Here is a 13,281-nt window from a genome sequence, read left to right on the forward strand (position 1 = left end):
AAAAACCTTAGTCTTTGCCTAATAATAACTGTTCTAAATCATTAATCATTGCTGTTAGTTTTGTAATTAAACCTGCATAAACATTTGCATCAGTATAATCAATCCCAATATCTTTTAAGATTAATAATGGTTCTTTTTGCCCACCTTGTTTTAAAAATTTTAATAACTGTTCTGGTTTACCATTAATAACATCATTATAAAGTTTAAAAGAAGCAACAATACATGTGGCATATTTATAAACATAATATGGCGAATTAAAGAAATGTAAAATCCGTGGTCATCCATATGTTTTTTTTGTTGCATCATACTTATCAAATACCGTATAACCAAATTCATTTGCTTTTTGTTCAAAAAGATCAGCTAATTTATCAGCATCTAATGGCTCATTATTTTCAACCAATTTATGTGCTGTTCATTCAAAATCAGCAAAATGAATTTGGCGGAAAAAAGTAGCCATAATTTCATCAATGCGATTTTGCAATAAATAAATTTTTTCTTCTTTGCTTGTTGCATGCTTATATAAATAATCAAACAATAAATGTTCATTAACTGTTGAAGCAACTTCTGCCAAGATAATTGGGTAATTATTTAACGGATACTTGTTATTTAAATCTGCCAATAAAGTATGCACCGAATGTCCTGCTTCGTGTGCTAATGTATTAACTGACCCAATGGTGTCATCTCAATTCATTAAAATAATTGGATCAACCCCCGAGCCACCCGATGAATAAGCTCCACTGCGCTTATTAGTATCCTCAAAGTAATCAATGCGATGATCGCTTCACGCTACTTCTAATTGCGCTAGATAATCAGAACCTAATGGTTGTAATGATTCACGGATCATTGCTTTTGCTTCTTCGACCGTATATTTTTTATCTAACGAGGCAACATTAGTTACTAATTTTAAACTACGATCTGTTGCATAAAATTTTTTAAATTTAAAATGTTTTTTTAATAATTCATTATAACGAACAAACAAGTGGCTATTTTCACGACCATATTTAATTAAACTTTCATAAATTTCTTCTGAAACATCATCACCACTTAATGCCGCTTGTAAGGTATTTTGATAACCTCGTAAACGAACCGCTTCAACACTATGTTGAATAATTCCCTCATAAACACGAGCAAAAGAATGTTTTTTGTCAGTTAAATGCTCTGTAAACAATTTTGCTGCTTGAATCCGAAACTCTTGTTCAGTTAACGGGTCAGATTTCTCCATAATTTCACTATAAACAGCACTTGTTAATTCAGTATTTTTGCCGTGATAATCAATAAATACTGGTTTTTTGTCAGCATATGCTAATAAATCATATAAATCATAGGCCACACCACGAGAACGAGTAACCAACGCTAATACTTCTTCATCTCGTTCTGATAAAATATATTTCGCATTTTTAAAAAACTTCCGATAACTATATTCATATGCACTAAGTGCTGAATCAGCTTTAATTCACATCATTATGGTTTCTTCACCAATCGCTTTTAATTCTGGAGCAATAAAAGCTAATTGACTTGAAATTTGATTTAAAGTATTTGAATAAATCCCAGCTAATTCTTGGTATGATAAATCGGTTGTATCAATATCTCCCATATGCAAGTATTGTCCCATTTTACTAGCAATTAAATCAATTTCTTCATCCAATAAAACATATTTTTTAAAAACAACTGGATCATGTAACTTTCCTTTAAAAGTAATAATTTCCTCTAATTTTTTTACAATTTTAGCTAAATCAGCTTTTCACGCTTTATTATCCTGATATAAATGGCTAAAATCTCATTTATATTGGGCCGAGGCATCTTTTCGCTTCATTATTTTCCCTTCTCTCTATCAAAACTATACCTCATATTATAACGGAAAAACAAAATATTTTTGTCGTTATCCTAGATAATGTTATAATAATACTTATATAATAATCTATATAGAAAGAGGGAAATTTACAATGATATTATTAAATGACAAAAAACAAGATTTAACATTAAAAGCAGTCTTTAAGGGAGATGATATTAATCCATTGGTTGTGCAAGAAAATGGCGTTACAACATTAATTTCAGACCAAAAAACAATTTATGTTTATTTTGAAAAGGCACTAACTTTTAAAACTGCAGAAGATTTTATTAAAAAATTTATGAGCACAATAAAATATAATTTAAATATTGAGGTTGATACTTTTAAAAAAGGAGCTGAACCAAATAGTCATATCTTTAAAGCCCTAGCAGAAGGAACATTGTATGCTTTAAATGATAGTTATACTTTGAAAACAACAAAAAAAGAACCAAAAACTTATACAATTAACTTAATTCATAATTGTGATAAAGCAGCAACTGTTTTTGCAGAAATTAAAATTAAAATGGAATTTGTTAATTTTGCCCGTATGTTACAAGATACACCACCAAACTTAATGTATCCAGAAATTTTTGCAGAAAAAATTACAAATGCTGCTAAAGGAATTGCCAATTTAAAAGTTACTGTTTTAGATAAAAAAGAAATTGAAAAGGAAAAAATGGGATTATTATTATCTGTTAATGCTGGTAGTTACTTAGAACCACGAGTTGTTGTCTTAGAATACACCGGTGATAGTAGTAACAAGAAAAAAGTTGGTTTAATCGGAAAAGGAATTACTTTTGATAGTGGTGGATATAATCTAAAACCTTCAAATGCTATGACAGGAATGAAATTTGATATGTCTGGAGCAGCTATTGTTTGTTCAACAGTTTTAGCTTTAGCAAAAGCGCAAGTTAAAACAAATATTGCTGCTGTTGCTTGTTTAACTGAAAACCGTATTGGGGGAAAAGCAACGCTAACTGAATCAGTTGTTACTTCAATGAACGGAAAAACAGTTCAAATTGACAATACCGATGCAGAAGGAAGATTAGTATTAGCTGATGGAATTACTTATGCAATTCGTAAATTAAATGTTGACAAACTAATTGAAGCATCAACTTTAACAGGCGCAATTCTAGTTGCCTTAGGAAAATGATTAACTGGAGTCTTTGCTAATAATGATGGTTGATATGATCAATTTGCTAATGCAGCAACAAATGCACACGAAGGAATTTGAAGAATGCCAATCTTAGAAGAACATACTGCCGTAATGCGTAAAACACCAATTGCTGATTTAACTAATGCTGAGAGTTCACGCTTTGCTGGAAGTTCAACTGCTGCCGCTTTCCTATGTGAGTTTGTTGAAGAAAAACCATATCTTCATTTAGACATTGCTGGCACAGCTGACACTAGCGATGGTCGTGGAACTGGTGTAATGATTAAAACATTATTTGAAATGTTTAAAGGATAACATTAAACATCTTGCAAGGGCAAGATGTTTTTTTATTTGATAAAAAATAGATTTACAATTAGTAAATCTATAATCATCGTTTAAATATTTTAATATACAATACTTTGACGCCCTGACTCATAAAACAGTAACCACCCACTAATAAGGCAAATCAAGCAAAGTACATTGCTGGTAATGGCGCTAAACTTAATTGTGGTCCCAATGATGTGTATGGTAAAGCAATTCCCACCGCAATAACAGCAGCCCCTGCCACCAATAGTTGCCATGATGACATTGATTGAAAGAATGGAATTTTTCTTGTTCGATATAGCTGAACAATTAAAGTTTGTGTTACTAATCCTTCAACAAATCATCCTGTTTGGAATAAAGTTACTTGTTCAGCAGTAATATGCTGTGGATTGCTTAACACACCAAAGTAGTAGCCCATAACAACAAACGTTAAAATATCAAAAATTGAGGAGACTGGTCCGTTAATAAAGACAAATGGTAAAATATCTTTTGTCGTCCATGTTTGCGGTTTTGATAAGAAATCAGCATCAACTTTATCAAAAGCAACCGCTAATTGTGACATATCATATAATAAGTTTTGAAATAAAATTTGAATCGGCATCATTGGTTGAAACGGCAACCACGCTGATGCTACTAAAATACTTAGGACATTTCCAAAGTTAGAAGCAATGGTAATTTTAATGTATTTTAAAATATTTCCAAAAATTTGTCGTCCTTGAACAATTCCTTTTTCCAATACTAGTAATGATTTTTCTAATAAAATAATATCTGAGGCTTCTTTCGCAATATCAGTTGCATTATCAACTGAAATGGCAACATCACTTTGTCGTAATACCGGAGCATCATTAATACCATCACCCATAAAACCAACAATATGCTTATTTTGCTTTAAGGCAGTAATAATTTTTGCTTTCTGCAATGGATTTAATTTTACAAAAACATTATTTTGTTCAACAACATCACGAAGTTCAAATTCACTTAGTTTTTCAATATAATCACCCGTGACAACCCCCTTAATTTTTAAATGAACACGATCACAAATTGCCCGTGTTACTTGTTCATTATCACCAGTTAAAATTTTTAACTGAACACCATTTTTACGTAATAATTGAATCATCTTTGCCGCTGATGGTTTTGGTTTATCTAAAAACGAAGCAAAACCATAGAAAATTAAATCTTTTTCATCAGCTGATGAATAATAAGTATCAGCGTCATGCCCGTGACTATATGCTAATCCAACAACACGTAAACCCTGACTATTCATTCGTTCTGTTGTTGCATTAATCATTCGTAAATGCTCTTCAGTTAAATCTTCAACTTGACCATTATATTCAATCTTTGTACAATTTTTCACAATTTCTTCAATTGCACCTTTGCAAATTAAAGTATGATGTTCATCTTTGCCACGAACAACAACCGTTAATTTCCGACGATTAAAATCAAACGGAATTTCATCAATTTTTTGATAATTATTTTTAAAATTTGATAAATGATGCTCATCAATATAATGAATAATTGCTTTATCCATGGGATTTTTTAACCCCGTTTGAAAATAACTATTTAAATATAAATACGTTAATAACCGATCATCTTTCTTCTTATCTAATAGTTGATAATCAACTAGTTCAATCTTATCATTTGTTAATGTTCCGGTTTTATCAGTACATAAAACATCAATTGCTCCTAAATTTTGAATCGCTTCTAATTTTTTGACAACAACTTTAGCTTTACTCATCCGACTTGCGCCACGGGCTAAATTAGAAGTCACAATCATTGGCAACATCTCTGGTGTCAACCCAACTGCAACGGAAATTGCAAATAATAACGCTGTTAATCAATCATTTTTCGTAACACCATTAATAACAAAAACAATTGGTACCATTACAAACATAAAAGATAATAGTAATCATGTTGTTCTTTTAATTCCACGGTTAAAACTATTTTCTGGGGGCTTAACTTGTAATGTTTTTGAAATTGTCGCATAATATGTATCTTGACCAACGCCAACAACAATTGCAATGGCGCTTCCCGAAATAACACTAGTTCCTGTGTAACAAATATTTTCTAATTCTAATAAACTTGGTTTATGTGGGTTGTAACTAGCATGTTTCTCAATTGGCATTGATTCACCAGTCAAACTTGACTGGTTAATAAAAAGATCATTACTTCATAATACACGAACATCAGCGGGAACCATATCTCCACTTGATAAATAAATCAAATCTCCTTGTACTAATTCATGAATTTCTAATTCCTTTGCTTCACGAATTAAACTTGTATTATTATTAACTGAAACCTCCGCAACTTTTTCATCATGTTCTAATCGAATTACTGTAATTGTATTACTAACTAAGTCCGTTAATTTTTTTGTGACCAAAAAACTCCGAATATCTTGAATATAAGCAATTGTAGTACTAATAATAATCATAATAGCAATAATAATAACACCAATTACTTCAAAGCTATCACCACCCAAAGTAAAATAACTTACTAAATTATAAGTTGCAATTGCTGCTAAAACAATATTAAAGGGATTTAATAAGACTTTTAAAAAATGTTTAAATCAATGAAACTTTGTTTTTTGTTGCGAATTATCTCCATATTTTTTTCCCATCTCTTTTGCTTCATCATAATCTAAGCCAAAATTTTTAAGATCAAAATGTTCTAAAATTTCAGTTTGCGAAAATTGGGAAATCTGCTTAATTTCATCTGTTTTTAAAAAACCAATTTCTTTTTTGCGTCCTTTAAAGTCTTTATTATCACCTTTAAATTTAGTTATTATTTTCGCCATTACAAAACTCCTTTCTCTGATAAAAATTACACCCAAACCATTATAAATTTAGGACTTTTAACACAATTTAAATTAATAATTGTTAAATTAAATCTTTAAAGTAATAAAATTCCTAAATCCATAATAACTTTTTCTTTTGCATAATTTTTATACATTTGAATAGGTCATACCATAGCCTTCCTTTATTATTCTTACATATTAATTATAACGAAAATAACACAAAAAAGTCCATAATATTAGTTAATAAAAAATGATATATTGAAATAAATTATATGGTTTAAATATAACTAGTTGATTAATTCCAATTAAAATTGCCTATAACTTATTTTATAGGCAATTTAGTTCTAGTTTATAATATTTAGTTTATAATTAAGTGTTCTTAAATTTATTACAGGTTAATAAATTCTGATACCCATGCATAGATAACTGCAATTGCTCCAATAGCTGCAAAAGCGCCCGGAACGGCTCATGATGATGCTGTTACTGTTGTTTCTGATGCAATTAAAACTGGGTACACAATTTCTTTGAAAGATGATGCAATTGTTCGAATATTTCATGCTCAACTTGCAGAAGAAAGTATTCCTGGATCTAAATTAGTTTTATGACGGTAAAATCCAATTCCAGCTGCAGCAACACCTAAACTAGCTGAAATAGCAGTAGCAGCAATTGCTCAAGGAATGCTAATTCCGAACCATCATGCAGCAGCTCAAAAACCGGCTGCAGCAACACCAGCAATTACAGCAAGAGTTGATAAAGTATTTTGTGCAATCATTAAATCTTTGTCAAATTTAGCTAAAGCTTCTTTAGCATCATTTAGATCATCAATTTTTTGATTACTACTAAAAGTACTATAAAAATAATTATTCTTACTTGATAAAATGCTATTAAATTCTGATGTAACATTTATATTACTTGGAGTTTTATAATTATCTTTTTTATCAAAATCTTGTGCTTTTTTATTAACCTCTTGAAGGAATTGATCAAATGTTAAATTTTTATCTTTAATACTATCAATAAATTCAAGTGACTTTTCTTGTGCTTTTTTAAGCATTTCTTCTGAACTACTTATTGAATCAATACTTCGTTCAAATTGACGATATGAACTTGAATCTTTTAAAGTAAAATGATTTTTAACACTATTTCAATCAATGGTTGAAAGATTAAAATTTGTTTTTTGTACTTCTTTAGTTTTATTTTCTGTTTCAGTTTGTACAGCTGCTAATATTCCTGATGTAGCAATTGTTAAAGACGATAGAATAATTAATAGTGATTTCATACTTTTTTATACTTTCTTTACTCCGCCCACCCTTAATGTCGGTAATATTTAAGATACCCTGATAAGAAGTATATTATTGAAACCATAATTTAATTATATTAAAAAAATAATAAAATGCAAAATTTATTATTTAAATCATTATCAATAACTATGTACAAACATAAAATATATTTAATCTTTTGCATAAACTTACCAAGATTTATATATGGGTGCTTTGCAACAAAAAAAGACTGATTTCATTCAGTCTTTTTAATTTCTATTAAATTTATGCCCATTTTATTGGGCACATTTATTTTATTATGTTAATGATATTAATTATAAAATTAACGTCATTTTCAATAGTTTTTGGAAAATTTTTTTAAATAATATATTATCTTGTAGCATAGTAGATTGATAAATAACATTCTAGTTTGGCATTTACTAAAAAATTAACAAATATTCAGTACTTGTACTTCAGACTTACCGATTATTGATAATTGTTTAGTAACTAGACATTATCTTTTTTCTTAAAAATATCAAGAGTAGTGTATTGTTTATTTTAATATTTTCATTAGAAATAAAATGCTGGCGGAACATATTTCTTCCTAAATAACAAAATATACTTTGTATTCAAGAAAGTAATTCAAAGTAAAATCGGACAAAAAGACATAACATTACAAACAAGAATCATTAATTAATCACACACCTTTAATGTTGCTACTTTGGTACGAGTGATAAAAAGAGTTCTAAAAAACTAAAACTCTCATAAATTACCAACAAAATATGTGTATTATTATGAAAGCATAGTTATTATTTGTATAATCGCGATCTGGAGTATACTTTCATTAATATCTTTTACTTTAATAAAATTTATATTTTTATTATATCACTAAAACAATAAAAAGTAATTTTAATTTTAACATTAATATTGCTTATTCTTTTTATTGCTATTATGTAGGGGATTCTACATAAAAAATTAATTCTTGTCTTTTTTAACGAATACACTACCAAAAACTCCCCTATTAAAAAGATTTATTCCCCTATCGAAAGGGGACTTTATTACCAATAAAAAAACATATCTAAGAAAATATGTTTACTTTTTTTGTTACCTACGTTTTATTATCTTTAATTTCTTCAATATTATTATCATCTGTGTCAACACTAATATTTTTATTATCACCATTATTTTGGTTATCTATGCTTTTAATAGCCCTAATATTTTTCCCTTTTGTTTCATTGTCTTTCATTCATAACCCAAGTCATGGTAAAACTAAAATTAGCATTAATAAAACAATTGCTAAAATTGGTCCTGTTTTCTCTAACATTACAATTGCATTTAAGAAATATGAATAAACATTATAACTAATAATTGTTACAATACAAATCACACTAATAATAGCTGCCGGGATAAAATATCAATTCTTAGTTGTTTTAATCCGCTGATGATAACGATTGTAAATTCCTAAGCCAATAATTGCTCCATACATCAAAAAGGCCATAACAACACCAGCATTACTAATAAAATCATAAAAATTATAAGTCTCTTTTGCAAAAACAGTTGGAATTCCCATAATTAGTCCTCATACTAATGTTATGATGACTGCAGCAACAAAATTTGCTAAATTAAGACTACGTTTGGCAACAATTTTATTACATCATTTTGCCCCAATAATAAAATTATCCTCAATTGATGACCGACTTAATTTTACCATTGAAAAACTATAGCCATTTAAAGTTCCAAAAGCACTAATTAAAATAAAGACAAAGATAACCCGTTCAAAAACTTTGTTCGTAACAGGATTACTAAAAATCTTTCCGGCAGCAGCAGCAACACTTCCACTAGAATCTAAGTTTAAAGTTCCAATTGAAACAATTAGATAAAGAATCGTCACTGATGTTAATCCTAGTACCAATGCTAATGGAATATTACGTTCTGGTTTTTTAACATCTTTTTGAATATATGTTGTTGATAAAAACCCATCAAATGAAAATAAAATCCCCGGTAAAGCCATTAAAATCATTTCAAATCCACTTTTATTTGATACTAACTTATATTTGTCAGGATCCCCTAAGCCCGATTCACTAAAAGCATTTGGATCATTTTTAAAAAAGAACATTCCAATTAAACCAACTAAAACTAACGGAATTAACTTTAAAACAACTGTTGTCATTTGGATATATTTCCCAGTTTTTTCTAAATAAGTACAAATATACATTAATAAAATAGTATAAAAAATTGCAAAAAAAGTTAAAATTAATTGATAATTTCCATAACCACCAACTCTTGAACTAAACGCAATTTCAGCATCTAATCCACCACCAAAAGCTCAAATTGATGCTTTTGTTGTATAATAAGCTACAGTAAAAGTAGTTAAGGGAATATAAATATGATTCATTGCATTTCGTACAACACGGCCAAAACGTTGCCCACCAAATAATTTTGCATATAAGGCAATCCCTGAATTAGAATCTTGTTTTGCTGATGAAATTTCCATAAATGACAATCCAAATGAAAGTGCCATCACACCCCCGATAATTCAAGCAATTAATCCTAAAATTCCATTACCATTTGTTAATCCATAAACACCCTCATTTTTAAAGAAGATTCCCGTTCCAACAACTGTTCCAACAACCATACAAAAACACATAAAAAATCCATATTTTTGAGCAGCCTTCTTCTGCATAATTCAATCTCACCCTTTCCATTAATTTATTTTTCAGTTCTCAAAATTATGAAACGCTAAATAATAATTTTTAGTATATTATTTAATATCAAAATTTTAACACAAGTATATTTAAAATTTTAACATTAAAATGATAATTCCAATAAAAAATAAAAGGAATGGTTAATTTTGTTAACACATTCCCTCTAAATACTTCATTATACTATTTTATAATCAATTTTTAACCACTTTAATATAACCAACTTTTGACAATTGCGCGGTAATACAATATGCCGCAATGACACCCAAAACAATTGGAATATATACCAATGGTGGGGCGGTCATCGGAAAGACATTGTTAAAGACATATGGAATTAAGAATCCCAACACCATAACAAGTGCTGTTGACACATTAACTGGTCAAGTTGGTCTTGATTGAATAAATGGAATTTGTTTTGTTCTGAACATTAACATTACTACTGATTGTGTAATTAAGCCTTCAATAAATCATCCTGATTGGAAAATGGCAACATGGTAAGCAGCATTTGCTGAATTTGGATCAGCAGCATATGCATTAAAGACACCAAAGCCATAACCTAAAATAACAAAGGTAATTATGTCAAAGACACTACTAATCGGACCATTAACAAAGGTAAACGACAACATTCCCTTTGTTCGTCAACGCTGTGGTTGTAATAAGAAATCTTTATCAACCCGGTCAAACACAATTGCAAACTGTGAAAAATCATAAATTAAATTTTGGAATAACATTTGTACTGGCAGCATCGGAGTAAATGGTATTCATCATGCCACAACAATTAAGGAAAAAACATTTCCAAATTGTGACGCCATTGTTATTTTAATATATTTTAAAATATTTCCAAATGTTAAACGTCCTTGTTCAATTCCATGTTCAATTACATCTAATGATTTTTCTAATAAAATAATATCTGATGCTTCTTTAGCAACATCAGTTGCATTATTAACTGAAATTGCAATATCACTTTGTCGTAAGACAGGAACATCATTAATTCCATCACCCATAAAACCAACAACGTGATTATTAGCTTTTAATAAAGCAATAATTCTTGATTTTTCAATTGGATTTAGCTTAACAAATACATTATTAATTTCAACGGCACGTTTTAATTCATAATCAGTTAATTTGTCTAATTCTTCTCCAGAAATAATCCCTTTAATTTGCATTCCAACACGGTCACAAATTGAACGAGTTACAGCAGCATTATCCCCTGTTAAAATTTTTAAGTCAACACCACGAGCCGCTAATACTTTTACCATTTTTGCTGCTGATGGTTTAGGTACATCTAAAAATGTTACATATCCATAAAAAATTAAATCTTTCTCATCACTAACACTATATGCTTTTTTATCATCATTAACAACTTTATAACCAATTCCTAAAACACGATATCCCTGATTGTTCAAACGCGTTACAGTACTAGTAATTTGTTTTTTCATTTCATCATCTAAATCAACAATTTTATTTTGATAGTAGATTTTATTTGAGACATTAATAATTTCTTCAATTGCTCCCTTTGAAATTAATTTTGTTTCCTCCTCGTTTTTAACAATTATTGTTAAGCGACGACGTTCAAAATCAAAAGGAATTTCATCAATTTTTTGATATTTATCAGGAGTAAAATAATGTGAACTATCCTTAACATGATCTATAATTGCTGTATCTAATGGATTTTTAATTCCAGTTTGAAAGTAGCTATTTAAGTATAAAAGTTTCAATAAATTTGTTTCTTTTTTATTATCTAAACTTGCATAATTAATTAACTCAATTTTATCATTTGTTAATGTTCCGGTTTTATCCGTGCATAAAACATCAATTGCTCCTAAATTTTGAATTGCTCCTAAATTTTTAAAAACAAGTTTACTCCGACTCATTTTCCGAGCTCCCCGTGCTAAGTTACTTGTCACAATCATTGGCAACATTTCTGGAACAATTCCGACTGCTGCCGCTGCTGTTCATGTAAGTCCCCCCAATCAATCATTTTTAGTTCCCGAATAAATTAGGTAAATAATTGGGGCCATAATTAACACAAACATAATTAATAAAAATGTTACCCGTTGTACTCCTGTTTGAAAATTTGTTAATGGGCGTTTTTCTTGTAATGCACTTGAAATTGATGAAAAATATGTTTTAATTCCAGTTTGAATCACCATTGCAATTGCACTTCCTGAAACAACACTTGTCCCCATTAAACAAATATTTTCTAATTCTAATAAATTAGAATTACTTGTTATTGCATGTTTTTCAATTGGCATTGATTCTCCCGTTAGTGAAGCATGGTTAATAAATAAATCCCGGCTAACTAAGATTCGAACATCCGCAGGAACCATATCCCCACTTGATAAGTAAACCAAATCACCAGGCACTAAATCACGAACATCAATATCTTCTCCTTTTTTAATTAGTTCAAACATATTATCATGATTAATGTTCCCATATCCTTCAATATCACGAATCACCATTGCCTTATTGCTTACAATACTAATTAATTTTTTTGTGACAAAGTGGGCTTTAATCGTTTGAATATAAACAACTGTCCCACTTGCAAAAATCATTATTGCAACAATAATTGCTGGTAAAACATCGGCAATTCCCCGTTCAGCAACAGGAGTAGAGAAAAATTCATAAAAGTTTCAAACACTAATTGCCATTAAAACTAAGTTAAATGGTCCAAAAAATGATTTAAAGAAATTTAAAACTCAGTTGAATTTTGTCGTATCTACTTTATTATATCCATATTCTTTTTGTAAATTTTCTACATCAGTAGTTTTTACCCCAAACTGATTATCTTTAAATTTAGTTAATAATTCAGTTTGGTTCAGTTTTGAACATGATTTTAATTTTTTATCATTAAAATTCAGCTTCTTTAATAAAGCTTCTTTTGTTCTATCTCTCCCAAACATGTTCTGCTTCCTTTCCTACTTTGTTTCTTGACACAACAAAATAAGAAGATAAATTAACGCAAGCAAAAAATTTAGCAATTATGCACAATTACGGTGATTATCTCTTTGATGGTCAGAAACAATATTAAATAATAATGTATTACTTTTATTAAAATTAATACCCCTTGTTAACCGGTCCATACTGGTTCCGGACTGTTCCTGTTGTCCAAGCATAGAAATATCACCACTCTTTCTTTAGTCAAAAATAATACACATATATTTTAACATAAAAAGGAAGGGATATGGTTTTTATATAAAAAATATTTTTATTGTATAAAATAAATA

At 29.2% G+C, this 13,281-nt stretch carries 7 protein-coding genes; 1 reads left to right on the forward strand and 6 read right to left on the reverse strand.

All coding sequences use genetic code 4. The features are described 5' to 3' along the window. Nucleotides 1–7 precede the first annotated feature (7 nt). Nucleotides 8–1,813 (reverse strand): oligoendopeptidase F, encoded by a 1,806-nt coding sequence (pepF, locus tag S100390_RS04740; protein ID WP_070407126.1) that lies wholly within the window; start codon nt 1,811–1,813, stop codon nt 8–10. Nucleotides 1,814–1,943: 130 nt separating this feature from the next. On the opposite strand from pepF, the gene S100390_RS04745 reads away from it, so the two are divergent. Further along, on the forward strand, nt 1,944–3,296 hold the full coding sequence (locus S100390_RS04745; RefSeq protein WP_070407127.1) for a M17 family metallopeptidase: 1,353 nt from the start codon (nt 1,944–1,946) through the stop codon (nt 3,294–3,296). Between the two features lie 67 nt (nt 3,297–3,363). On the opposite strand, the gene mgtA (S100390_RS04750) is transcribed toward S100390_RS04745, so the two are convergent. The 5 genes from mgtA (S100390_RS04750) to S100390_RS05645 form a co-directional block, all read right to left on the reverse strand. Further along, the gene (gene mgtA / locus S100390_RS04750) at nt 3,364–6,096 is read right to left on the reverse strand and encodes a magnesium-translocating P-type ATPase (RefSeq protein WP_070407128.1); all 2,733 of its coding nucleotides are present in this window, start codon (nt 6,094–6,096) and stop codon (nt 3,364–3,366) included. A gap of 388 nt (nt 6,097–6,484) precedes the next feature. Beyond that, the gene (locus S100390_RS04755; protein ID WP_070407129.1) at nt 6,485–7,372 is read right to left on the reverse strand and encodes a hypothetical protein; all 888 of its coding nucleotides are present in this window, start codon (nt 7,370–7,372) and stop codon (nt 6,485–6,487) included. A gap of 1,088 nt (nt 7,373–8,460) precedes the next feature. Next, entirely contained in the window at nt 8,461–10,035 is a 1,575-nt protein-coding gene (locus S100390_RS04760) for an APC family permease (protein WP_070407130.1), read from the reverse strand. Between the two features lie 207 nt (nt 10,036–10,242). After that, on the reverse strand, nt 10,243–12,957 hold the full coding sequence (mgtA, locus tag S100390_RS04765) for a magnesium-translocating P-type ATPase (RefSeq protein ID WP_070407131.1): 2,715 nt from the start codon (nt 12,955–12,957) through the stop codon (nt 10,243–10,245). Nucleotides 12,958–13,035: 78 nt separating this feature from the next. Next, nucleotides 13,036–13,170 (reverse strand): hypothetical protein, encoded by a 135-nt coding sequence (locus tag S100390_RS05645; protein ID WP_257784775.1) that lies wholly within the window; start codon nt 13,168–13,170, stop codon nt 13,036–13,038. Nucleotides 13,171–13,281 lie beyond the last annotated feature (111 nt).

This window comes from Spiroplasma sp. NBRC 100390 (assembly GCF_001886495.1).
Lineage (GTDB): Bacteria > Bacillota_I > Bacilli_A > Mycoplasmatales > Mycoplasmataceae > Spiroplasma.